We start from the raw sequence: 24,031 nt of genomic DNA, 5'->3' as shown, positions 1-24,031 counted from the left end.
TTTTCAATTTCACATACTTTTTTATAACAGCCGACTCGCTTCCGCCTCCCGCGGCTGTCCGCTCTTCTTTTCCGCCGTACGCATTCGGGATTCCATTCTTCCGGCAAAGTCGAAAACTTATCCGAACAGTTCAACTTCTGAAACCCCCGCAGACAGAAAGCGCGCCGCTGCTCCGGTCTGCCACAAACGGAGCGGCGGCGTCTTTTCGCCTCTGTTCATGCTCCCGATACAGAAGCAGTCTATCTTACACGGCAAGAGCGCGTGTAAAACTATAAAAATACCCAATTAAGGCCATAGCCGGAACGGGAGCCTAAGTTGATTCTGTCGGCGTTTTCTTCAGCCGTCCCGGTTTCCCGCCTCTTCCCGGATCTCGCCCAAGATCCGATATCCGTTCATTGCCGCGGGAAACCCCGCGTAAACGGCGATGTGGATCAGCATCTCCTCTATTTCCGTTTCCGTCATCCCGACATTCAGAGCAATCTTCATATGGATCTTCATCTGCGGCAGCCACCCCAGAGCGCCCAGGACCGCCAGAGTGGCGATCTGCCTCTCTTTCCAGGTGAGCGTTCCTCTGGCATAGATTTCTCCGCACACGAACTCCATGATCAGGTCGGAGAAATCTCCCATGCCGGCAAACAGGTTCTCCTCTTTCCCGGTGAGCCTCCGGTATACCTCATATCCCTTTTTCCAGCGTGCTTCGTCCATATCCCTTCCTCCCGGCGGACGGCCGGCGGACGGAAGACAGGAGGGTAGCGTCCTCCGTCCGACAGCGCCCTGATTTGTGCCCTGTAATTGTTACCGGCCGGGTTTTCAGCTATTTCGTTTCCGCCAGAATATCGCCGATCAGCTCCCGCACCCGGAATTCGCTCAGCAGGCTCTTGGTCAGGAGAGCTTCTTCCTTGATGGCGACGGTAATCTTCTGAACCTGCTCCTTTGTCGCCGAAATGCCCATCCTGCGGAGAAGATCGGACACCATGTTGGTTCCCGCCCCCTTGCCGTATACGATCCTGTAGGGAGGCTGGCCCACCAGGGCCGGATCGAAGGGCATCATGCCGTATTCCGCATGCTTTTCCGCCAGCTGCAGGAGCATATCCACCACGATACCGGAGCCCATGACGAAAGTCTCGTCCCCCAGAATGGGCTTTTTCCTTCCGACGGGGATCTTGGTGATGGCTTCTATCCTCTTGCTTACGGGGTAGAGCTTTTTCAAGTTGATGTCCGTTTTTACGCCCATGTTGAGAGCCAGGTTTACCGCCACCTCGTCCAGCGCTGCGTTGCCCGCCCGTTCTCCCAGGTTGTTCATGGCCACCTGGACCCGGGTTGCTCCGCCGGCTACTGCCGCGAGGGTCCCCGCGGTGGCCATACCATAGTCGTTGTGGAAATGGCAGGAAATCGTCACATCGGGGCCCGCCCACTGGCGGTATTTTCGTACCATGGCAATCGTCGTCCACGGCATGGTGTAACCGAAGGTGTCGCCGTAGGCGATATCCTCCACACCCGCGGCCGCCAGCTCTTTCACCCATCTCTCCAGAAGGGGAAGGTTGGCCTTGCCGCAGTCCCAGGGGCAGGAGGTGATGCCCATGCCGTACTCCCGGGCCCTTTTTGCCGTGTCTACAAAGGACTGGATCAGCTCTGACTCGGAGGCATACCCCATGAGCCCCGCGGAAGCCAAATGGGAGGGCCCTTCCAGGAAGATGTGTTTCGCTCCGCACTTGGCCGCAAGATCCAGGTCAATGGTTCTGGGCCGAACCAGGGCGCTCACTTTCGCGTGCTTAAGCACGCCCGTTTTCATGAGCTCGGTCACCACTTCCTCGTCGTCCTTGGAGACAGCAGGGAAAAACTCCAGGAAGTTGACACCGAGATCGTCCAGATCCTTGGCCAGAGCGAACTGCTCCTCTTTCCGCATGATGCATCCGGGCGTCTGATTTCCCTCCCGCAGCGTCACATCGTAGATTTCCACTCTTTCGGGGATATCGAGCGTCTCCGTGACTTCGTCCAGATAATTAAATTCCGTTACCCAATATTCGTTTGTTTTGCAGCTCATGTCTCTCTCACGCCTTTCTTTTCTGGAAATATGCTTTACACCTTGCTCAGCATATCTTCACCCTTGGGATTCATCTCAATGATACGCTTCAGGAAGCCGGATTCGCTCAGGTAACCCCGCCGAAGCAGTTTCACCACGGAGCCGGCAAAGTCGACCTGATCGGCCTTGTTCTGGATGGTGTCGACAATCAGCTGCGTGGCACGGGACTTGCCTTTTTGCTTTACGACCTTCAGCATGTCGATGTCCCGTTTGCAAAGGCCGAATTCCCGCAGCGCCTCATCTTCCGGCGACAGGGGCGGAAGAGCGGCGTTGCCCTTATCCGTCATCCTGAAGCTCCAAAAACCCAGTCCCTGGAGCGCCAGCCGCTCGATATACCGGCTTTCGTCCAGTTTTTCCACCACTTTTCCCAGTTTTTCACCCGGCCAGCCGGTCATGTCGAAGAGCTCGCTCATTACGTCATGGCCCTCCTGAATATATCTCAGGACCTTTTTATCCTCATCGGTGAGTTGAATCTGTCCCATAAAACAGCCTCCTTCTTAATAGTTCGGCGGCGGTCACTGCCGTATCGCCGTCTGGCCTGCGGAGGGATCCTTCAGCGCCCAGTCCGGCCTGCCGTAATATTTCGGCTTTGTAAGCAGACTTACTATAACAGCCGGGATGATGGCCGTGACCAATCCCACGATTCCCATATGGAAATAGAAACCTATGACGTGGCCTCCCACCGGAACCTTGAACAAATCCAGGAGAGCCCAGGCGCTTTCGCAGATCAGCGCGATAATCGCTCCCACAAAAGCTCCCGTGGGAGTACATCTGCGCCACCAAAGGCCAAGTGCGAACATCAGCCCGGCCGGCGCCATCCAGGCGGTGGCAAAGGCAAAGAGGAAGGTGGTTCCGCCGGGGTAGTAGGCCAGGCCCCACGCGATCAGGCTGATGACGACGGTAGCCACCCGACCTGCCCGTGCAAGCTGCTTATCTGAAGGATTTTTATGTATAAAGTGGGGATAAATGTCCTTTACCGCTATGGAAACCGAACCGATCAGCGTGGAGGCCGCGGTGGAAAGGGAGGCCGCCAGGGCGAAAACCAGCAGGAACACGCCAACCAGCGGGGGGAAGTAAGAAATAACATATCCATAAGCGGATGTGGGCGGAATGGTTCCTCCGGTGAGGGTAAACATGTCACCGTAATGCGCACCGGCATACAGACCCACCATGCCGATGACCAGCGTTACGAAGAACAAGATCACACCGGCCACCACATAGCCGAACTGGGCCTGCTTTTCGCTCCGGGCACTGGCCATGCGGATCCAGTAGTGCTGCCCGCCCCAAACCAAAAAGACGCCGAAGTTGAGCGCGATCGTGATGCCGCTGGGGTAGGCAAGGCCCCACATTTTCAGGCTGGTTCCGCCGATTCCGGCGGTAAAGTAATCGGCAAAGGTGCCGTTCCAGGCCCGGAAAGTCACGTCCAGGCCGCCGAAGGTCTTGAAGCAGAAGATAATCAGCAGCGGTGCTCCCACACAGCCGATAAGCGCCTGGGCAAAGTCGGTGAGGGAGACGCCCCACATGCCGCTGAAATAGGTGAAGCCCATAAAGGTGAGAACCCCGATGGCTATGGAAATATACAGGCTCCATCCGAAATACCCGGTGAGCACATTTGCCAGGGCCAGCACGTTGTTGGCCGTCACTGCGATCATGCCGATAAAGCCGGTGATGGCCAGCACGCGCCGGACCCGGTAATCATAGCGCATCTCCAGCCATTCCGGGAGCGTATAGGCGCCGCTTCTCCGGATCACCTTGGCAAAGAGAAGGCCGTACACGCATACCCCGCAGATGGCATAGCAGAAGGCCATGGCAAAGGTGCCCCAAAAGCCATAAATGACGCCCCAGCCGGGAGCCAGGGCAATGGTGGTTCCCGCGAAGCCGCTGGCCACCACGCCCATCATATTGATGCCGTAACTCATCTCGCGACCCGCCAGCAGATAGTCGGAGGAATTGGCTACAAATTTCTTTGTCCAAACACCGATGCCGAACAGAAAGATCAGGAAGATTACCACGGCCACTGCTGCATATACATACATACTGTCGTCCCCTTTTCTTATTAATTTGTCCTTGTTTCTTACTCCGCGTCAGCGCCGTTCGAGCATCACCCTTCCGCCGGCATAGACCTGCTCGCCGGGTCAAGGTCTCGTATTCGTGAAAGCAGGCAATGCCGGCGTATTAGAGCAGCATTTTACCAAATCGGCTGACTTTTCTACCTGGGAATAGCAGTAATATTCTTTGCCTATGGAAGACATTTCCCCAGGAAAACCCGGCAGCGAAGCGTCCGGCTAGAAGGCCACATTTTCGATTCCTTTCAGCCCTATTATCTCACGAGCCTCCGCTGGCGTGGCAATTTCCTTCCCGATTTCTTTTGCGATGCGGACCACTTTTTCCACCAGTTCGGCGTTGCTCTTGGCTAAAACTCCTTTTTCCAGATAGAGCGCGTCTTCCAGGCCGACCCGTACGTTCCCGCCGAAGGTCATGGTTGTTGCCATCATGGCCATTTGCTGTTTGCCCGCGGAAGAAACGGACCAGGTGAAATCGTTTCCGAGAAGCCGCTTGCTCTCCGAGAGCAGAATATAAATGCTCTCGGGGTCCGCCGGCATACCGCCCAGGGTACCCAGAACATACTGAAGCTGGATTTCTTTGCTTAACTGTCCCATCTTAATAGCGGTGGCAAGATTGTTCAGCATGCCGATGTCGAATATTTCATACTCCGGCCGGGTATTTGCCGCGGTAAAAATCTCCCCGTATTCCCGGATCACCTTGAAGGTATTGTAGAAGACCCGATCCTCCGATCCGGCACAGTGTTCCTGTTCCCAATCATATTTCCACTGTCTGGGCTTAGCTGCCAAACCGGAAAAGTTAAAGTTCATGGATCCCGGTGTGAAGCTTGCCATTTCAGGCTTCAGTTTTGCTACTACATTGGCCCGCTCCGCGGTGGTCATGGTAAGAGAGCCCCCGGTCGTGGGAATCATGATGACATCGGGAGCTTCCCTTTTAATGCCTTCCATTACGATCCGGAAATCCTCCAGCAGCGCGCTGGGCCGTCCGTCCTGCTGATTTCTTCCGTGAATATGGATCATGGCCGCACCGGCTTTATAAGCCGCTACACCCTGCGCAATGAGGTCCTGGTGTTTCCATGGCAGATACGGAGACAATGACGGAGTGTGAACCGCTCCCGTGAGAGCCGCTGTGATTACAACTTTTGTGTTTGAGTTTGCCAAGATATTTTCTCCTTTCTTACATTAAGCTAAACGGTTGTTATCCTCCGGACATGCGCTGTGCGGCACCGGGGCAAAACCGCCGCGAGTCCGCATACCGGTTCTTTTTCGTGCTTACTGTCCGCCAATCAGGCTATAAACCGCTTCCCCCTTTTCATTCGTACCACACAGCCAGACCGGCTGCCCGACCCGGATAACCCTCCCCTCCTCGTATCCCTCCAGAAAGGCGGGAAAACGCTCGCCGTTTCCGCTTTCCAGGATCGCTGTGACATATGGCGTCTTGTCTCTGAACTGTTCGGAGGCGGAATATACGACGGAATAGGTATAAATCGTCGCCTGTTCCATTTCAGTCCCTCCCCCGGAAAATGTTGATGACGCAGGTCGCCGCGGTGCCCCCCAAATTCTGGGTCAGTGCCACATCCGCTTTTTTCACCTGCCTCGGCCCCGCCTCTCCCCGGATCTGGGTCACCGCCTCGAAGATCTGGCTCAGGCCGGTGGCGCCGATGGGGTGCCCCTTGGCCTTGAGCCCCCCGCTGGGGTTGACGGGCTTTTTCCCATCCAGGGCGGTGATCCCCTCCGCCACCGCGTCCGCTCCTTTTCCCGGCGGGAAAAAGCCGAGATCCTCGGTATTTATGATCTGGGTGATAGTAAAGCAGTCATGGACCTCGGCAAAGTCGATGTCCCCCGGCCCCAGCCTCGCCTGCCCATAGGCCTGGCGGGCCGCCTCCCGGGAGGCGGCAAAGCTGGTAATGGATTTTTTCCCGTACAGGGTCAGGGCGTCCCCCGCGTGTCCGGTACCCACCACATCCACAACTCTCTTTTTGCACAGCCGTCCGGCGATCTCGCCGGAGGCCAGCACCGCGAAAGCCGCCCCGTCGGTCACCAGCGAGCAGTCGAATATGCTCAGGGGGGAGGCAATGGGAGAAGCCTCCAGTACCTTTTCCAATTCCAGCTCTTTGGGCATCTGGGCGTCGGGGTTAAGGCAGGCATTTCTATGGGCGTTCACCGCGCACAGGGCCATTTCCCGCTTGACATTCCGGTATTCTTGAAAATACCGGTTGGCGATCATGGCGAAATTGGCCGGGAATGTCATGCCCTTCATTGCCTCCAGCTCGAAGTCCATGGCGGAGGCCACCGCCGTGGTGACCGTCTCCGTGGGCCGGTGGGTCATTTTTTCCACACCGCCCACCAGAACAATGTCGTACAGGCCCGAGAGAATTCCCAGATACCCCATTCGAAAGGCAAGGCCCCCCGAGGCACAAGCCCCTTCGGTATGCACCGTGGGGATGCTTCCCAGGTTCAGAACCTCCGACGCCATGGCGCCGTAATGGTTTTGCCGGCAGAGGTAGCCCCCCACGAAATTGCCTATGTAAAGGGCCTGGATTTCCCTTTTGTCTATTCCGGCGTCCGCAATCGCCCGCTCTCCCGCTTCCCGGATCAGGTCGTGGTTGGAGCGGTCCGCCAGCCTCCCCATTCTTGTTTCCCCCACGCCGATTACCGAAACCGTCCTCATACTGCACTCCTCCTTCTGCAAAACCCGGTTACTCCGCCCAGGAGGACATGGGATCCCAGGACTGTACGCCGTATTTCTGATCCTGGAACTCTTTCAGTTTCGCCATTTCCTCCGCGAAATAGTTCCAGTCGGGCTTTGTGGGGACTCCGCGGCGGTCGTTTGTCAGAGCAAGGATGTTGATGAAGAGGCGATAGGGCTCCAAAAGGTGCAGAAATCTTGAAATGTCGCAGCGCTTGGCGATCTCCAGCGCGGAGCTTTCCTCGTCGTAATGCTTCTCGAACTCCGACATCACGGTTTCAAAATAGTCCTTGCACTCCTTCACAAAATCCAGGCCGCAAATGGCGCCGTGGCCGGGTATAACTACCTCGGGCTTCAGCTCGTTGATGATGAAGTCCAAGGCTCCGGTCCAGAGCTTTATGCCCTTGGCGGAATACGCAATGGCTCCGCCGAAGACCACGTCGCCGCAGAAAACCACCTTTTCCTTGGGCAGCCACAGCAGCAGGTCGCTGTCGGAATGGGAGGGAGCCACGCTGATGACGTCCACTTCCATGTCGTTCAGCATGATTTTCGTGTTCGCCTCGATGAGAATGTCGGGATCCTGCCACCGGACTCCGGTAAGGTCGAAGCCCTTGAGTTCATTGTGAATCCACTGCTCTCCGGGGCCCCCGTTCTGCCCTTCCCGGATGATGGAGTCCCAGGCCTTCGGATCCTCGGAGAAATGCTCCCTGACTGCGTTTTTATGCATAATAATGACGGAGTCGGAAAACTCCTGGTTGCCCCAGGTGTGGTCCGCGTTGTAGTGGGAGCAGACCACGTATGTAGGTGCTCTTCCTCCCATTTCCACACAAAAGCGTTTCAGCTCTCTTGCGTGAGGGAGATCAAAGAAGGTGTCGTAAACCAGGCCCTTCCCCTTGTTGATAAACCCCGCGTTGGCCCAGCTCAGGCCCCGGTTGGGAGAGATGGCCGCAAAGACGTTATCCGCCACCTCATAATACTTTAGCCGCTCTTTCGTAATGATCCTGCCGTACTTCATCTGCTCTTCTCCTTTCCTTTTCAGGCTGTGTCCCGGATTAAGGCCAATACAGCCTTTCCTTTTACACAAACGCAATTTCCATGCCAGAAAGTATCATTCGACAAATCCATTGCGCCACAACGCTTTCCCACCTTATATCCGGTTTTATTTTTTTCGGTCAGTGTAAACCCTTCATCCGCGTTTATTCGGCAGCCGCCCAAATCCTTTCTGCCGCAGGGATTTTTGGCGATATCGGAACGAGTGACAGTTTACATGTAAACATGACGGTGAATTCGGTGTTTACATGCTCTTCTGCTGTGCACTTCATACAATTTTCTTGCAAATATTTTTTCCATGTATTATGATTCATTTATGTCAACGGTTTTTGCGGAAATGAGGAGGGCAAACTATGAAGGATTTAATTGAACAAGGGATGAAATTCCTTCTGGATGGGCTCGACGCGGTTTCCATTCTGGATGAAAAGGGGAATTACCTTTACGCCAACGCAAAATGGATGGAACAGCTGAATATGACTCTTCCCAACATCTTAAACCGCAAGGCGTGGGAAATCTTCCCTGATACCCGGGCCCATGAAGTGATCCAGACCCATGAGCCGATCATCGCGCACCCCGTGACCGCCAACGGTAACAAGCTTTTTGCGTCGTATTACCCCATAATGGACAATCAGAAGTTCTGCGGTGTATTGGTCCTCACCATGATCACCGGTATGGAAAACGCCATCAATTTTTCCCGGATGGTGACATCCATGCAGAAGGAGCTCACCAGCTACAAATCCCGGGTGGACTCTCTGTACAACGCCAGCTACAGCATCAACAACATTATCGGGGAGAGCGCGGCCATCAAGCAAGTCCGGGAGCAGATCGTCGCCGCAGCGCGGACGAAATCCACCGTTTTGATCGAAGGGGAGACGGGCACCGGCAAGGAACTGGTGGCCCATTCCATCCATGCGCTCAGTCCCAGGAACGCTGCCCGCCTGGTTCGCATCAACTGCTCGGCCATCCCGGAGGAGCTGATGGAGTCGGAGCTCTTCGGCTATGAGGCGGGTGCCTTTACCGGAGCAAAAAAGACCGGGAAGAAGGGAAAATTCGAGCTGGCCGACGGCGGGTCCATCTTCTTCGACGAGATCAACCAGCTTCCCCTCACCATGCAGCCCAAGCTTCTCCGGGTCCTCCAGGAGCGGGAGGTGGAACGGGTGGGCGGAAGCCTGCCCATGCCAGTGGACGTCCGGGTCATCTCCGCCACAAATGTCCCGCTGGAAAGGCTGGTTCAGGAGCGCAGGCTGCGGCAGGATTTGTTCTACCGCCTTAATATTTTCAAAATCAAAATACCCCCCCTGCGCGAGCGCAGGGAGGATATCCCGCTTCTGACAAAGAGTTTGATCTTTAAACTGAATTACCAGCTGGACATGAACATCAGCAAAATCGAGGACGACGCACTGGAGCTCTTCTGCCGGTATGACTGGCCCGGCAATATCCGGGAGCTGCAGAACGTTCTGGAGTGCGCCATGAACAACGCCGTGGAGGACACCCTGGAACTCCGGCATTTCAGGGCATTTACCGATCTTGCCGCAAGCAGCGGCCGGCATCTCGAACCAGCCGAGATGAAAGCGCAGAGGCATTCCGCCCTTCAAGGTCTGGACGAAGAGAAGGCAAAGGCGCTCATCGTCCGGACGCTGGATAAACACGGCGGCAACAAGCGGGCCGCCGCCCAGGAGCTGCAGATTTCCCGGACGATTCTTTACAAAAAGCTGAACCGCTATCAGATCGTATAAAAACAGAACCGAGTCCGTTTCAGGAGGGCCGTTTCAGGGCGCCCTCCGTTTTATTTTATTTCATCGGCAGCTTACAATCATCGTCTTCGGCCGGAAATTATATCACAGGCTTACGGATATCAGTATCCCTGTGATAATTCCCAGCACGCTTCCCAGAGATCCAAATCTGCCCTCGTACATGCGCTTCGACTCCGGGATCATGTCGGCGAACACGATATAGAGCATCGCGCCTCCGGCCAAGGACAGGCAAATCGCGATCCAGAAAACCGATATGTGTCCCGCGAGGGCCCCGATGAAAGCGCCCAGCCCCATGGGCAGGCCCGTGAGCAAAGTAAGCATCAGAGCCCGTACGCGGCCCATTCCTCCGGCCCGGAGCGGCACGGCTATGGAAATCCCCTCCGGGATGTCATGAAGCATGATGGCAGCGGCAAGAGAGATCCCCAGGCTCCGCTCCGCTTCAAAGCCGGAGCCCACGGCAAGTCCCTCGGGAAAGTTGTGCAGCGCGATCCCCAGGGCGATGGCCATCCCCGTACTCAAAACGCCCCGGTTCGTCCTTTTTCGGTCCATGCCGCTTTCCGCGGCAATCATTACCCCCGCGCCCGCCAGCATTCCCAGCAGCACCGCATAGAGAGGAGCAAAGGAAAAGGCGCCGGGCATCAGATCGAAGCATACGATGGCCGTCATGAGCCCCGCGGAATACTCGAGGATTATTCCGATCACGCGCTTGTTTTTTTTCGGCACGAAGCACGCCAAAAATCCCCCCGCTCCGGTCCCTCCCATGCCCGCTATGGTACCGTAAAGGGCCGCGGTCCACAGATCGTTCATTTCCATCCCACCCAAAATGGTATATGGTATCCATACCGGATACCACTATATGCAGACAAGCGTTCCCATATGTCCCCGCAGAGGGCCTGCAAAGCCGAAGACGAAAATTTCCCACCCGGGCCGCATAACGGCCGGCAGTTGGAAAATACTATACGCGAAACCAAATTTTCCGACAAAGGAGACGTCAGCATGGCAACCGAGGAAAAAAGCGACGGCAGGATCCGTCCGGCAAAAAGCAGCCCCATGACCGGCAGCCAGCCGAAATCCGAGAAGGACGCGAAAACCCCGAATTCCAAAAAACCCGGCGTCCACAGCGACTCCGCGCCCATTGGCGGAGCCTGAGCCGCGCAGCGGCGAACCGCTTTATACCAAAAAAGGAACCCGCGGAATGTGATATTCCGCGGGTTCCTGAGACCGTCGAAAAACTCCGTTTTCCGACGGAAGCGGGAAAAGGATCGCGCCTTTGCAAAGGCGCGCAATGTATGCCTTGCGAGAAGTGAATTCCCGCAAGGCATTGAGATTTTATCTTTTGCGGATTTCGGTCACGGAACGCAACACGAAATCCGCAAAAGCTTTTTGCCGGTGGCGAAAAGGACGGGGACTTTTTGGGCAGACTGAGGAACCCGCGGAATGTGATATTCCGCGGGTTCCTTTTTATAATACTTCAAGATTCCAGGGCGGAGCCGTTTATTTTTCCTTTTCCTGCTCCCGGCGCTGCCGGAGAATACTTCGGGCCATGTTCAGAAGCTCGGGGTCGGTCTCCGTGACCAGTACGACCCGCTCCACCCAGGGCAGGGCTTCCCTCAGCTCCGCCTCGATGAGCTGTTCGTTGGTGAGGGCCGCCGCCGGACAGGAGGAACACTGGCCCAGCATCCTGGCTTTTACCACGCCGTTTTCTATCTCAACGATCCGGACCCCTCCTCCGTGGGTCAGCAGGGCAGGGCGCACCCGTTCGTCCAGCACGGCTTCGATCTGGGAAAGAAGTTCGTTATCCAAATGTATTCCTCCCTATCCAAAAGGTTTATTCCTTGATGTGGGCAATGGCCTTGGCCAGCTCCTTTTTCATGGCGAGATTGCCCTGACGGGCGATCATGATCCGCTGAGCCTGAGGCGAGCCCGCCCCGTGAAGGGACTCGGTACGATAGCCCACGGCAGCGGTGCCCAGAGAAAGGTTTTCAATCAGCCGAAGAATTCTCAGGCGGTTTTCCGTGGAGACCGCATGAACGCCTCTTAAGTATTTGTCCACATAGGGTCCCAGGTGGGGATCCCGCAGGTCCTTTTCCGAGGGGGCTGTGACCATGAGGCCGCCGGCGATATCCTCGGCCAGGCGGACGATCTCATAGGGGAAGCGGGTCACATTCTGTTTGCAGATGTTGGCCAGGAGCAGGTCGATCATATAGTTGCCCGACTGGGTGGGACGGCCTTCGGCGGAGCAGGCGATTCCGCAGCAGTAAAGGGTCTCGTTGAGATGGGTCATCTCAATGAGTTTGTCCTTCACATGGGAGGCCTTGGCCGCGCCGTTATAGTCGGCCGCCACCGCGGCGGCGCCGATGAGTACGTCGCCCACGCCCACCTTGCATCCGCCGTAGCTCTGGCGGTGGTAACCGGCGAAACGCTCCACCAGCATGCCGGCAAACTCGGTCTCGCCGTTTAGGAAGATCCTATCGTTGGGAACGAAGACATTGTCGAATATCGTGAGGGCTTCCACGCCGCCGAACTCGGAGTTGCCCACGTCCATCTCGGTGCCTTCCAGCTTCCGGGTATCGCAGCTCTGGCGGCCGATGATCATGAACAGGCCCTTGGAATCCATGGGGACGGCGAAGGAAACGGCGTAGTCCTTATCCTCGGGGCCCATGGAGATGGTGGGCATCACAATGACCTCGTGAGAATTGAGGACCCCCGTCTGATGTGCCTTGGCGCCCCGGACCACGATGCCGTCCGGTCGGCGCTCCACCACCCGGAGGAAGAGGTCCGGATCCGCCTGCTGGTGCGGCGCGAGGGACCGGTCGCCCTTGGGGTCGGTCATGGCGCCGTCCACCGTGAGATCGTTTTTCTGGACATAGAACATGAACTTCTTGAAGTTTTCAAAGTAGGAGGTGCCGTACTTTTTGTCGATTTCAAAGGCGGTGGAGTATACCGCGTTGAAGGCGTCCATGCCCACGCAGCGCTGGAAGCAGGCGGCGGTTTTCTGCCCCAGGAGCCGCTGCATCTTGACTTTTTTAATGAGATCGTCCGTGCCCCGGTGGATATGGGTGAAACGGTTGATGCGCTCGCCGGTTTCCGGGGAGACGGCCGTCATGACGTCCTCATGCTCCGGCATCTGGGCCAGATCGTAGGTCATGCGCACCGAGTTGAGGGAGGGGCGCAGGATGGGATCGTCCACCGGGTGCTCGATCCTCTTCCCGAACATGTAGACCTCCATTTTCATCTTCCGGATACTTTCGATATACCGCTCGCCCGTCATAAGTCCCATAACAATCATCCTTTCTTTCTTCTAAGTTGGTCCATCGCGCCGGTTTACGTGCGTTTTTGCAACAGAATCCTCTGTTTTAATAATAAGCAATGGATGTGCCAAATACAAGAAAGAGATCAAAAGAGGCAAATCCAACGCCGTGTTCAAATAACATCCGGCTCCGGGAATACAAATCCCCGTTTCTCACCGGAGTGAGAAACGGGGATTTGTATCATTATTGAAATAACCGTTCAATTCTGCATCATTCTTTTTCTGAATATTTCCTGCGCTTCCTGGAGAAGGTGGCGGGGTCCATACCCAGGCTTTTCGCAGCTTTCCGAACATTGCCGTAAGTCCTGTACGCCCGGTCGATGCAGTCCTTCTCCACCTGTTCCACCAGGCGTTTTAAATTCAGGTCCCTGTCCTGTAAAATTCCGGTGCCCGGTTCGATTCGCACGCCCTGGATGGGAAGGTCCGCGGCGGTGATTTCCCCCTCCCCGCTCATGATGAAGGCTCGTTCCACCACGTTTCTCAGCTCCCGGACGTTGCCGGGCCATTTATACTCCGTAAGGCCCGCCAGGGCCGTCTGTGTAAAGCTCTTTTCGGTGCCGTATTTTCGATTCAGCTGTTCCAGCATATGCCGGGCCAGGGCGGCAATATCCGCCTGCCGCTCCCGCAGGGGCGGGATCACCACCGGAAACACATTCAGGCGGTAATAGAGGTCCTCCCGGAAGAGCTTTTTAGAAACCATCTCCTCCAGGTTCCGGTTGGTGGCAGCCAGAAGACGCACATTCACCCGGACGGGCTTCTCTCCCCCGACGCGCAGCAGCTCCTGCTCCTGGAGGACCCGCAGGAGCTTAGCCTGGATGTCGTAGGGCAGCTCCGCCACCTCGTCCAAAAAGATCGTCCCGTTGTCGGCCACCTCGAAGAGGCCCATCTTGCCGGCCCTGCTGGCTCCGGTGAAGGAACCGGGTTCATACCCGAAGAGCTCGGACTCCACCAGGCTCGGAGTGATGGCGCCGCAGTTGACCTTGATAAAATGGGCTTTGCTTCGGGCGCTGTTCTTGTGAATATGGGTGGCCACCAGTTCTTTTCCCACCCCGGTCTCCCCCAGGAGAAGCACCGTGGTGTCCAGCCCCGCCACCCGATTCACCACTCGGAGCAGCTCCAGCATTTTGGGGTCTTCCGCGATGAAATCCTCGCTGCCGATCATCTGCTGCCGGATCACTTCGATTTCGGAGCGGTACCGCCGGTTCATCTCGGAATTGATGGCCAGCTGTTCCTTCAGCTCCCGCAGCTCCGAGACATCCCGGACGTTGGTCACCACGATCACGGCGCTCCCATCCTCATTATATAAAGGAGTGCTGGTAACGATGGCCCGCTTCCTCGTTTTGAATTCCTGCTCGATGGTCACCGCTTCCCGGCGGGCAAGGGCGAGCAGGGTGGAGGAACGGGAAACGACGCCGGATTCCTCCAGCTCCCGCATGGTTTTTCCCATGACCTCGCTGCGGTTCAGGCCGGAAATGATCTCATAGGAGCGGTTGATATAAATCGTCCTGGCGGAACCGTCGGTGATATAAATCCCGTCGTAGGAGCATTCCAGTATGGCGGTCAGCCGGTTCCGGGCGTCCCCCAGATCGCCGATGACCGACTGATTTTCCCTGTTTGGCAGATAGACAGGCTCCCGTTTCATCCGCTGCCCTCCCCGGCTGTTTTCCGTATTCTTTTTATGCCCCCAGAATACAGTATTCCACCATCATCATGGACTATTTCAGCCCGCTTGTCAACCTGACGAGGCCGCTGTGCTTAATGAGACATTTATTGTAATATTTAAATATAAAACGCTCCGGAGCAAAATTGCTCCGGAGCGTTCAGCTTATTGCAAATAATTGAGAACAGTTATTCTTTGCCTTTTTACGCCACCACCGTCTTCCGCTCTTCCGGGCTTTTTTGGCGGTATCCGGCGAGGAAGTTGCCCAGCTTTTGAGCGGCGCGCTCCAGGTCCTTGGCATGGGGCAGGTATACAATACGGAAGTGATCCGGCTCGATCCAGTTAAAGCCCTTTCCGCGGACTACCAGGATATGCTCCTCGTGGAGGAAATCGAGCACGAACCGCTCGTCGTCGGTGATATTGAAGCGTTTTACATCCAACTTCGGGAAGATATAGAGGCCGGCCTTTGGCTTGACGGCGGAAACCCCGGGAATGTCGTTAAGGGCTTGGTATATCGTCTCCCTCTGCTCGTAGAGCCTTCCGCCGGGCAGAAGCTGCCGGTCGGTTTCCTCGGTGGCCGCCAGGGCCGGTTCAATCACCAGCTGGGCCGGTACGTTGGAGCAAAGGCGCATGGAGGAGAGGATGTTAATGCCTTCGATGAAACCCGACGCGTGGGATTTGTCTCCGCTCAGGCTCATCCATCCGCAGCGGAAACCGCAGATAAAATGGGATTTGGAAAGGCCGTTGAAGGTAATCACCAGGAGATCTGGAGCCAAAGACGCGATGGAGGTGTGTTTCCGTCCGTCCATCAGCAGCCGGTCGTAAATCTCGTCTGCAAAGATCACCAGATCGTGCTGCCGGGCGAGATCCACAATCTGCTGAAGGATCTCGTCGGGGTACAGGGCGCCGGTGGGATTGTTGGGGTTGATCACCACGATGCCCTTCGTCCTGCCGGTGATCTTCCGCTTCATATCCTCCATATCGGGGTTCCATTCCGACTGCTCGTCGCAGATGTAGTGCACCGCCTTGCCGCCGGCCACGGTGACGGCCGCGGTCCACAGGGGATAATCCGGCGCGGGTACCAGGATCTCGTCCCCGGAGTTCACAAAGCCCTGCATGCACATGGAAGTGAGCTCAGAAACGCCGTTACCCGTGTACACATCCCCCACGCCCACATTGGGGATCCCTTTTTTCTTACAATACCGGACGACCGCCTCCCTGGCGGAGAGGAGCCCCTTGGAATCAGAATACCCCTCGGCGCGCATGAGATGGTCCGTTATTTCCCTGCGGATTGCCTCGGGTGTGGTGAACCCAAAGGCCGCGGGGTTTCCGATATTCAGCCGCAGGATGTCTTCTCCCCGGGCAATCATGCGCTCCGCCTCTTCCAGCACCGGTCCCCGCACCTCATAGCTGACTGAATTGAGTTTATCCGCCTTTGATATCGTTCTCATGTCGCTCCACCTTTCTGAAATAAAACGCCCTAAACCAAGATCTTGGTTTAGGGCGAATGTCAATCCGTGTTACCACCTAAATTCAGAGTTTCCTCTGCTCTTTGCCGGTACGAGACGAAATTCATTCATCTGATACCGCTTCCGATGGTAACGGCCGGAACCCCGTCGAAGTCTACTGAGCGCAATGCGCCGTTCGGTTCAAAGCTCGGAAACTGCTTCTCTGCTCCCTACGTGAAGATTTACACCGGCCATCTTCTCTCTGCGCCTTCAGGAACAGGTACTCTTTTTCGTCATCGCCATTTTCCTATTTGATTGTAACCCAATATAACACAACAGGAAAGAAACGTCAATAGCCTTTTTGTATTCCGTCAGAGGACAGGCAAATCTCTGCCGGAAGCGCAAATTTTTCTCTCCGAAAGCCGGACATACGGCTTCTACCGAATTTTTTCGGTTTGCTCCAGAAGCTCCCTGGCTTTTCTGGCCACCACGATTTCCTCGTTGGTCCCCACGATGAAGACCCGCACCCGGGATCCGGCCGCGCCGATCTCGTCGCCGATCTTCGCCGTTTCGTTCTTTTCCCGGTCCAGCTTCAGGCCAAGGAAATCCAGCCCCTCGCAGACTCTCCGGCGCACTCCGGCGCTGTTTTCCCCGATCCCGCCGGCAAAAGCGACGGCGTCCAGGCCCTCCATGGCGGCGGCGTATGCGCCGATGAGCTTTTTGATCTGATAACAGTAGGACCCGATGGCGTTTTTCGCGTCTCCGTCCCCGGCCGCGGCCGCCTCCTCGATATCCCGCAGGTCGTTGGACACGCCCCCGGACATGCCGAAAAAGCCGCTCTTCTTCTCGTAAATCTCCCGGATCTGGGGCAGGGTCATCCCCAGTTCCTCGGTGAGATAAAAGGTGATGTAGGGATCGATGTCGCCGCAGCGGTTGTTGTGCATGATGCCGCTCTGGAGGGAAAAGCCCAGGGTGGTGTCCACGCTCTTCCCGTTTTTCACCGCGCAGAGGGAGCCGCTTCCCCCCAGATGGCAGGACACCAGTTTCAAATCCTTGCGTCCCATGGCGCGGCTGACATACCCGGAGACATACTCGTGGGAAGCGCCGTGAAAGCCGTATCTCCGGATGCCGTATTTCTTTGTCAGTTCAATGGGGATGGAGTAGAGATATGCCTCGGGAGGCATGGAGGCGTGAAAGCCCGTCTCGAAGGAACCGATAAGAGGCGTCTCGGGCAAAAGCGCCCGGAATTGCCGGATGGCCGCGATGTAAGGGGGATTGTGGGCCGGGGCGATGGAGTTGAAAGCCGCCATGGCGGCCAGGACCCTCTCGTCCAGATACTGGACCCCCGTGACCGACTGGGCATGGACCACCTTGAAACCCACGCAGGAGATCTCCTCCAGTGAGGATACCGCAGTCTCCTTGAGGCGCAGCAGCATATGCTCAATGGCCTCCCTGTGGGTGGGGAAGCAAAGTTCCTCCGGCCTGGCGGGGCCTTTTCCGGCTTTGTGGGAAAAGCTGCTCACGGCCCCGCCCACCCGCTCGGCTTTCCCCGAGGCCAAGACCCGCTCCCCGTTATCCATGTCGAAAAGCTGGTACTTGAGGGAAGTGCTTCCCACGTTGCAGATCAGTATTTTCACGTCTATGCTCCTTTCGGTTTTCAGGGGCAAATCATTTTCATGTCAGTACTCATAGTATAGCGGAAAACGGTCTGCCGTAAAAGGGGGGTCTTAAAAGATCCGGGATTATGCGTGGTTACAGCATAAACAGCAGCCCCGTCTTTTCTCCCGCCTTCCGGAAGCCGTATTTCAAATACATCTCTTTGGGCGTATCGTCTTCATCCGTGACAAGGTATGCCTCCCGGGCCCCTCCGGCAGCCGCCGCTTCCATGACGGCGCTTAATAGTGCCGTGCCGCAGCCTCTGCGCTGCCTACGGGGAAGAACCATAAAATCCTCTATTTTCGCAAGAGCCCCGCTTATGAAGAGATCGCATCTTCCCACCGCCTGCTTCCCGACATAGCAGAGGTAGGAGTCCACGCCCCCCTCGGAAAGATACGCCAGGGCGCGGCGGGCCGCCCGCTTGGAATAAAAGGCGTTTCCGGGTTCCACCTCGTCCTGCTCCAGCTCCAGCAGCAGGATTTCCCCCGCCGCGGACGGACTTAGCACCTTCTCAACTCCGCAGTCCCCGTTTCCCCCAAGGCCTGAAAAGTCTTTCAGAGACTGTATATAGAACCCGTACCGGGTCACCCTGGGAACCACCGGCAGCCAAGACGAAAGAGAATCTTCCAAAAAACCGTCCAGCATAATATGGCAAAACCGCAGCCCATCACTCCGGCTGATCCCGATTTCCCGGCGGATCCGCTCCGGCAGAGTTTCCCCGTCCTCCGAGGTTTTCAGATACGTATAGTTGTGGTCGTACATTTCCGGCAGCAGCGGATCCCGGAACCGCACGGCGTCCTTTTCCTCCGAGCAGGAGGAAAAACACTTCATGTATTCCCATTCGCATTTAACCAGTTCTTTAAATTCGGCCATGAAGCGATCTCCCGTTCCCTTTCCGTGATTCCGGCGAAATCTTCTGTTTCCCGGTTTCAGTATACCCCACAGGACCGATCCAGTCCAGGGTCTTTCTTTCCGGCCCGGATTCCGCAACAAAAGTGGGGCGCCTCCGGCGCCCCACTTTTTACTCTGCTTAGACTCCCATTTTGCGGAATTTGTCATAGCGTCTGTCCAGAAGTTCCCCAACCGGGGTCTGGCAGGCCTCCAGCAGAAAGCGCTCCATCTGTTTCCGGATGAGGGCGCCGGTTTTGGAAAAGCCGCCGGATTCGGGAATGATCCCGTCGATCACGCCCAGGGAGAAAAGCTCCCTCGCCGTCAGATGCAGACACTCCGAGGCTTCCCGGACCCGGGATGCGTCCTTCCACAGAATGCTGGCGCAGCCCTCCGGGGAGATGACGGAATATACAGAGTTCTCCAGCATCCATACCTCGTCGGCCACGGACAGGGCCAAAGCCCCTCCGCTGCCGCCCTCTCCGATGAGAACGGTGAAAATCGGGACCTTCAGGGTCATCATCTCCATGAGGTTCTCCGCGATGGCCTGCCCCTGGCCCCGCTCCTCCGCTCCCACGCCGCAGAAGGCGCCGGCCGTGTCCACAAAGCAGAGTACCGGGCGGCGGAATTTTTCCGCAAGCTTCATCTGGCGCAGGGCCTTCCGATACCCCTCGGGGTGGGCGCAGCCGAAGTTTCTCTGTAGTCTCTCCTTGGTGTTATGGCCCTTTTCGATCCCGATCACGGTGACGGGCATGGGACCCAGAAGGGCGATGCCGGCGGCTACCGCCTTATCGTCCCCGTACCTGCGGTCTCCGTGGAGCTCCGTGAACTGTCCGAATATGCCGCCGATATAGTCCAGAGCCGTAGGCCGGTCTTTTGCCCGGGCGGCCCTTACGGTTTCAAAGGCATCCATCGCAGGGCCTCCTTTCATGGAGAAGCAGCAGCCTTTCCAGCAGCGCCTTCAGTTTCCGCCGGTCCGTCACGGAATCCACGAAGCCCCGTTCCAGAAGAAACTCCGACCGCTGAAACCCCTGGGGCAGCTTCTGGCGCAGGGTCTGCTCGATTACCCTGGGGCCTGCGAAGCCGATAAGAGCCCCCGGCTCGGCCAGGATGACGTCCCCCTCCATGGCAAAGCTGGCGGTGACGCCCCCCGTGGTGGGGTTGGTCAGCACCGCAATGTACAAAAGCCCCGCGTCGCCGTGCCGTTTTACCGCCCCGCTGGTTTTGGCCATCTGCATCAGGGCCAAAACTCCCTCCTGCATCCGGGCTCCTCCCGACACCGTAAAGCCTATCACCGGAAGCTTTTTCTCCAGGGCGTGCTCAAACAGCCGGGTGATTTTTTCCCCCGCCGTCACCCCCAGGCTTCCCATCATGAAATACGGCTCCATTACGAACAGGCAGCACTCGCGGCCTCCGATGCGGCATTCTCCGCAGACGACAGACTCTTTTTCCGCGCTTTCCAGACCGGCCTGCTCCAACTTTTGGGGATACCCCGGAAAGGAAAGAGTGTCCCGGGAGACCAGATTCCCGTCCCGCTCCGCAAAGGTGCCCGGGTCGGCAAAGAGATGAATCCGCTGCCGGGCGTTGAGGCGGAAATGGTAGCCGCAGTGGGGGCACACGTGGCAGGAGTCCGGCAGCCGCCCGGTAAAGAGCACTTTTTTACAGTCCGGGCAGGTGAGGCACATCTCGTCGGGGATATTGGGAGCCGGCCGTTTCTCCAGTTTCTCGTCCCCCTCCAGTTCGTTCTTGGGTTTTCTGAACAAGCCTCTTTTAATCATTCAAACCTCCGCTTTTTATAAAACCGGTGGTGTAATTTCCCGATTGAAACGCGTCGCTCTGCAGCAGCTCCAGCTGAAAATCCCGATTGCAGTCCACCCCTTCTATGGTGAGCTCGCACAGGGCCGCGCGCATCTTCCGGAGGGCTTCCTGCCGGGTCCCGGCGTGGACGATCAGCTTCCCTATCATGGAGTCGTAATACGGGGGCACCATATAGTCCTGATACAGCGCCGTGTCGAACCGGACCCAGGGCCCCCCCGGGACGTGCAGGAGGCTGACCCTTCCACCGCCCGGGCGAAAGCCAGCCGCGGGATTTTCCGCGTTGATCCTGCACTCGATGCTGTGGCCCCGCAGCGAGACGTCCGACTGGGTAAAATCCAGCGGCAGGCCGGAGGCGATGCGGATCTGCCACTTGACGATATCGATCCCCGTCACCATCTCGGTCACCGGGTGTTCCACCTGAAGGCGCGTGTTCATCTCCATGAAGTAAAAGGCGCCCTCCCCGTCCACCAGGAATTCCACGGTGCCGGCGCCCGTATAACCCACCGCCCGGGCGGCTTTTACGGACGCCTCCGTAAGACGCTCCCGCATATCCCCGCAGATCGCCGGGGAAGGGCTTTCCTCCAGCAGCTTCTGATTTTTCCGCTGCAAAGAGCACTCCCGCTCTCCCAGGCAGACCACATTTCCGAAGTTGTCGCAGAGAAGCTGCACCTCGATATGCTTGACGTGGTCGAGATATTTCTCCAGATACACCCCGCCGTCTCCGAAGGCGCTCCTGGCCTCCTCCGAGGCGGAGAGAAACGCCCCTTTCAGTTCCCCGCCGGTTTTCACCAGGCGGATGCCGCGCCCGCCTCCTCCGGCCCGGGCCTTGACAAGAAGGGGATATCCGATCTCAAGTGCGCGGATTTCCGCTTCTTCCAGGTCCGCCACCAGACCGCAGCCGGGGATCACGGGGACGCAGGCGCCTTGCATCGTCCGCTTTGCCTCTTCCTTGTCCCCCATTTTCGCGATAACCTCCGGCGCGGGCCCGATGAAGGCGATGCCGCACTGCCGGCACAGGTCCGCGAATTCCGCGTTTTCCGAAAGAAGCCCGTAGCCGGGATGGATGGCCTCGGCTCCCGCCGCGGCGGCCACCGTAAGAATAGCGCTCTGGTTTAAGTAGCTGTCGGCCGCGGCCGGGGGACCTATGCAGTAGCCCTCGTCCGCCAAAGACACATGGAGGGCGTCTCTGTCCACTTCGGAATAGACTGCGACGGTATTGATCCCCATTTCCCGGCAGGCACGCAGAATCCGAACGGCGATTTCGCCGCGGTTTGCAATGAGTATTTTGGAAAACACCGTTTTTCCTCCTATCCCGCGGGCTGCAGAGTGACGGTCATCTCTCCGGACACGCAGAGCCGGCCTTTCACGTATCCCGCGCCGGAGAGAAAATAAAACGGATGCTTCCGCTTTTCAAGGCCGCATACAAACTCGATGGTATCCCCCGGAAGGACCTGTCCTCTGAAGCGGACTTTATCCATTCCGGCAAAGAGGGGCCTTCCCCCCGGGAGCATGTCGGCAAGGAGAACGCAGCAGGCCTGCGCCATCATTTCGCACTGGATCACCCCCGGGACGACGGGATACCCCGGAAAGTGCCCCATGAGGAACCATTCGTCGCCGCGCACCGTGTACCGGCCGCGGGCTTTCCCGTCCTCCCCCAGCTCCGCCTCGTCTATGAGAAGCATCGGCTCCCTGTGGGGAAGGATGCTTTTGATTTCATTTCGATTCACTCTAACTCCTGTCTCCGGCCTTTCAACCGGCCAGCCCGGCGCGGGGCCCCGTCATACGAGTTTAAACAGCGTCTGGCCGTATTCCACCAGCTGACCGTTTTCCGCGCAGACCTCCGAGATTGTGCCTTCGGTTTCCGCCAAAATCTCGTTCATCAGCTTCATGGCCTCGATCACGCAGAGGATATCCCCTTTTTTCACTTTGCTCCCCGCGGACACAAAGGGCTCCGCGCCGGGGGAGGGAGCGGAATAGTAGATGCCCACCATGGGGGATTTCAGCTCCTGCGCGCCGGGAGTGCCGTCTTTTCTTGTCACCGGATCCCGGCTTTCCGGGGATTTCCGGTTTTCGTCGGAGCTCAAAGCTTCCGCCGAAGCGCTTTGATCGTTTTGTCTTTCAAGGCGCACCCTGTCCTGCCCGCAGGTCACCTCCAGGGCGCTGAGCCCGGAGCTTTCCAGAATCTTCGCCAGGGCGCGGATCTGTTTTACATTCATCTTTTATTCCTCATGCTTTTTAAACGCCAGGCACGCGTTGTGCCCTCCGAAGCCCAGAGAGACGGACAGGGCGCTTTGCACTTTCGCTTCCACCGGCTCGTTGGGAACATAATTCAGGTCGCAGTCGGGATCGGCTTCCCGGTACCCGATGGTGGGAGGAAGGATTCCTGTTTTCATAGCCAGAATGGAGGCCACGGCCTCCACCGCTCCCGCCGCTCCCAGCATGTGCCCCGTCATGGACTTGGTGGAGCTGATAAAAATCCGGTACGCGCTTTCTCCCATGGCCTTTTTGATGGCCGCCGTTTCGATCCTGTCGTTGAGGGGCGTACCCGTGCCGTGGGCGTTCAGGTACAGATGTTCATCCCCGGTGATCCCCGCTTCCGCCATGGCAAGGCGGATGGCCTCCGCGCTCCCCAGTGCCTCGGGATGGGGCTGCGTGATGTGGTACGCGTCGCAGGTGTTTCCGTATCCGGTCACTTCCGCATAAATCTTCGCCCCCCGGGACACCGCGTGCCCGTACTCCTCCAGGATCAGGATCCCCGCGCCCTCGCCCATGACAAAGCCGTCCCGCCTCTTGTCGAAGGGAATGGAGCTGCTCTGCGGGTCGTTTTTCGTCGACAGGGCCATCATGTTTGCAAACCCCGCCAGGGCCATGGACACGACGGACGCCTCCGCGCCCCCCGCGATAATTGCGTCGGCATAACCGTGGCGGATCGCCCGGTAGGCCTCCCCTATGGCGTGGGAGGAGGTGGCGCAGGCGGTAACCACGGGAAGAGACGGTCCCATCGCGCGGTACCGCATGGCGATGCTGCCGGTGGCCATATTGGCGATCATCATGGGGATAAAGAAGGGAGACACCCGGGAAGGGCCTCTGGTGAGAAGCTTTTCCGTTTCGGTGACCATGGTGCCGAACCCTCCGACCCCGGAGCCCACATAAACGCCCAGCCTTCCGGGTTCCACCCCGGTAAGCCCGCTGTCGTTCATGGCCTCCTGCGCCGCAGCCATGGCGTACTGCACGAAGAGATCGCTTCTACGAACTTCGCTCTTATCCATACAGCAGGAGGGGTCGAACCCCTTCACCTCCGCCGCGATTTTCACTTTGTAATCGGCGGTGTCAAAGCGGGTGATAAAACCGATCCCGCATGTGCCCGAAATGAGACTGTTCCAGTATTCCGACACGCTGTTTCCCACCGGGGTTATCGCGCCCATCCCTGTAACCGCCACTCGTTTTGTTTCCATATACGCTCCGTATCCCGCGGGGCTGCAAGCGAGATTTATCCTGCGAAAGGTCTGCTGTCGTCACACCCCGCGGCTGCCGCTGTTCCGGCGAGCGGCACGCCGAATTGATATCCGTAACTTAAAAGGGTCGAATACGTTTGCTCTGTCAGCGCTGTAC

23 protein-coding genes and 1 other annotated feature are annotated in these 24,031 nt (G+C 57.4%); of the genes, 2 read left to right on the top strand and 21 right to left on the bottom strand.

The window, feature by feature from the left end; genetic code table 11:
• Window positions 1-336: 336 nt before the first annotated feature.
• From B9A13_RS07030 to B9A13_RS06995, 8 genes are all read right to left on the bottom strand, one after another.
• On the bottom strand, window positions 337-705 hold the full coding sequence (locus B9A13_RS07030; RefSeq protein ID WP_084234447.1) for a carboxymuconolactone decarboxylase family protein: 369 nt from the start codon (window positions 703-705) through the stop codon (window positions 337-339).
• Between the two features lie 109 nt (window positions 706-814).
• Window positions 815-2,044 (bottom strand): LeuA family protein, encoded by a 1,230-nt coding sequence (locus B9A13_RS07025; protein ID WP_084234446.1) that lies wholly within the window; start codon window positions 2,042-2,044, stop codon window positions 815-817.
• 35 nt (window positions 2,045-2,079) lie between these two features.
• The gene (locus B9A13_RS07020) at window positions 2,080-2,565 is read right to left on the bottom strand and encodes a hypothetical protein (protein WP_084234445.1); all 486 of its coding nucleotides are present in this window, start codon (window positions 2,563-2,565) and stop codon (window positions 2,080-2,082) included.
• Between the two features lie 33 nt (window positions 2,566-2,598).
• Window positions 2,599-4,119 (bottom strand): sodium:solute symporter family protein, encoded by a 1,521-nt coding sequence (locus tag B9A13_RS07015; protein WP_084234444.1) that lies wholly within the window; start codon window positions 4,117-4,119, stop codon window positions 2,599-2,601.
• Window positions 4,120-4,368: 249 nt separating this feature from the next.
• A complete protein-coding gene (locus B9A13_RS07010; RefSeq protein ID WP_159448056.1) occupies window positions 4,369-5,307 on the bottom strand; it encodes a beta-keto acid cleavage family enzyme in 939 nt (312 codons plus the stop codon).
• A gap of 111 nt (window positions 5,308-5,418) precedes the next feature.
• Window positions 5,419-5,649: an OB-fold domain-containing protein gene (locus B9A13_RS07005; RefSeq protein ID WP_084234442.1), complete on the bottom strand. Its 231-nt coding sequence runs from the start codon at window positions 5,647-5,649 to the stop codon at window positions 5,419-5,421.
• A 1-nt stretch (window position 5,650) separates the two neighbouring features.
• Window positions 5,651-6,817: a thiolase domain-containing protein gene (locus B9A13_RS07000; RefSeq protein WP_084234441.1), complete on the bottom strand. Its 1,167-nt coding sequence runs from the start codon at window positions 6,815-6,817 to the stop codon at window positions 5,651-5,653.
• 28 nt (window positions 6,818-6,845) lie between these two features.
• Window positions 6,846-7,850 carry an MBL fold metallo-hydrolase gene (locus B9A13_RS06995; RefSeq protein ID WP_084234440.1) on the bottom strand — a complete coding sequence of 335 codons (1,005 nt, stop codon included), beginning with the start codon at window positions 7,848-7,850 and terminating at the stop codon, window positions 6,846-6,848.
• A gap of 388 nt (window positions 7,851-8,238) precedes the next feature.
• Here B9A13_RS06995 and B9A13_RS06990 point away from each other — a divergent pair, with 388 nt between their 5' ends.
• The gene (locus B9A13_RS06990; RefSeq protein WP_242942813.1) at window positions 8,239-9,621 is read left to right on the top strand and encodes a sigma-54 interaction domain-containing protein; all 1,383 of its coding nucleotides are present in this window, start codon (window positions 8,239-8,241) and stop codon (window positions 9,619-9,621) included.
• 102 nt (window positions 9,622-9,723) lie between these two features.
• Here the strand turns inward: B9A13_RS06990 and B9A13_RS06985 are convergent, their stop codons facing one another.
• Window positions 9,724-10,446 (bottom strand): ZIP family metal transporter, encoded by a 723-nt coding sequence (locus B9A13_RS06985; RefSeq protein WP_084234439.1) that lies wholly within the window; start codon window positions 10,444-10,446, stop codon window positions 9,724-9,726.
• Between the two features lie 189 nt (window positions 10,447-10,635).
• Between B9A13_RS06985 and B9A13_RS14090 the strand changes: the two genes are divergently transcribed.
• On the top strand, window positions 10,636-10,788 hold the full coding sequence (locus B9A13_RS14090; protein ID WP_159448055.1) for a hypothetical protein: 153 nt from the start codon (window positions 10,636-10,638) through the stop codon (window positions 10,786-10,788).
• A 345-nt stretch (window positions 10,789-11,133) separates the two neighbouring features.
• Here the strand turns inward: B9A13_RS14090 and B9A13_RS06975 are convergent, their stop codons facing one another.
• From B9A13_RS06975 to fabF, 12 genes are all read right to left on the bottom strand, one after another.
• The gene (locus B9A13_RS06975; RefSeq protein ID WP_084234437.1) at window positions 11,134-11,442 is read right to left on the bottom strand and encodes a NifU family protein; all 309 of its coding nucleotides are present in this window, start codon (window positions 11,440-11,442) and stop codon (window positions 11,134-11,136) included.
• Between the two features lie 25 nt (window positions 11,443-11,467).
• Window positions 11,468-12,919: a 4-hydroxyphenylacetate 3-hydroxylase family protein gene (locus B9A13_RS06970; protein WP_084234436.1), complete on the bottom strand. Its 1,452-nt coding sequence runs from the start codon at window positions 12,917-12,919 to the stop codon at window positions 11,468-11,470.
• Between the two features lie 241 nt (window positions 12,920-13,160).
• Entirely contained in the window at window positions 13,161-14,591 is a 1,431-nt protein-coding gene (locus B9A13_RS06965) for a sigma-54 interaction domain-containing protein (protein WP_084234435.1), read from the bottom strand.
• A gap of 221 nt (window positions 14,592-14,812) precedes the next feature.
• Window positions 14,813-16,060, bottom strand: a complete 1,248-nt coding sequence (locus B9A13_RS06960) for a pyridoxal phosphate-dependent aminotransferase (RefSeq protein WP_084234434.1) — start codon at window positions 16,058-16,060, stop codon at window positions 14,813-14,815.
• 45 nt (window positions 16,061-16,105) lie between these two features.
• Window positions 16,106-16,363: a binding site (T-box leader), on the bottom strand.
• 131 nt (window positions 16,364-16,494) lie between these two features.
• The gene (locus tag B9A13_RS06955) at window positions 16,495-17,694 is read right to left on the bottom strand and encodes an acetate/propionate family kinase (RefSeq protein WP_159448054.1); all 1,200 of its coding nucleotides are present in this window, start codon (window positions 17,692-17,694) and stop codon (window positions 16,495-16,497) included.
• A gap of 115 nt (window positions 17,695-17,809) precedes the next feature.
• The gene (locus tag B9A13_RS06950; RefSeq protein ID WP_159448053.1) at window positions 17,810-18,586 is read right to left on the bottom strand and encodes a GNAT family N-acetyltransferase; all 777 of its coding nucleotides are present in this window, start codon (window positions 18,584-18,586) and stop codon (window positions 17,810-17,812) included.
• Between the two features lie 157 nt (window positions 18,587-18,743).
• Window positions 18,744-19,514, bottom strand: a complete 771-nt coding sequence (gene accA, locus B9A13_RS06945; RefSeq protein ID WP_084234431.1) for an acetyl-CoA carboxylase carboxyl transferase subunit alpha — start codon at window positions 19,512-19,514, stop codon at window positions 18,744-18,746.
• Window positions 19,501-20,379: an acetyl-CoA carboxylase, carboxyltransferase subunit beta gene (gene accD, locus B9A13_RS06940; RefSeq protein WP_084234430.1), complete on the bottom strand. Its 879-nt coding sequence runs from the start codon at window positions 20,377-20,379 to the stop codon at window positions 19,501-19,503. The genes accA and accD overlap by 14 nt, the downstream gene beginning before the upstream one ends.
• A complete protein-coding gene (accC, locus tag B9A13_RS06935) occupies window positions 20,372-21,715 on the bottom strand; it encodes an acetyl-CoA carboxylase biotin carboxylase subunit (RefSeq protein WP_084234429.1) in 1,344 nt (447 codons plus the stop codon). Before accC ends, accD begins: the two co-directional genes overlap by 8 nt.
• A gap of 11 nt (window positions 21,716-21,726) precedes the next feature.
• Complete coding sequence (locus tag B9A13_RS06930) at window positions 21,727-22,146, bottom strand: 3-hydroxyacyl-ACP dehydratase FabZ family protein (RefSeq protein WP_084234428.1); 420 nt, start codon at window positions 22,144-22,146, stop codon at window positions 21,727-21,729.
• Between the two features lie 51 nt (window positions 22,147-22,197).
• Window positions 22,198-22,635, bottom strand: coding sequence for an acetyl-CoA carboxylase biotin carboxyl carrier protein (gene accB, locus B9A13_RS06925; protein ID WP_084234427.1), 438 nt, complete (start codon window positions 22,633-22,635; stop codon window positions 22,198-22,200).
• Window positions 22,636-22,638: 3 nt separating this feature from the next.
• Window positions 22,639-23,874 (bottom strand): beta-ketoacyl-ACP synthase II, encoded by a 1,236-nt coding sequence (fabF, locus tag B9A13_RS06920; protein ID WP_084234426.1) that lies wholly within the window; start codon window positions 23,872-23,874, stop codon window positions 22,639-22,641.
• Window positions 23,875-24,031 lie beyond the last annotated feature (157 nt).

Source organism: Papillibacter cinnamivorans DSM 12816 (assembly GCF_900176335.1).
GTDB lineage: Bacteria > Bacillota > Clostridia > Oscillospirales > Oscillospiraceae > Papillibacter > Papillibacter cinnamivorans.
This window is presented reverse-complemented; position numbering and strand designations above follow the sequence as displayed.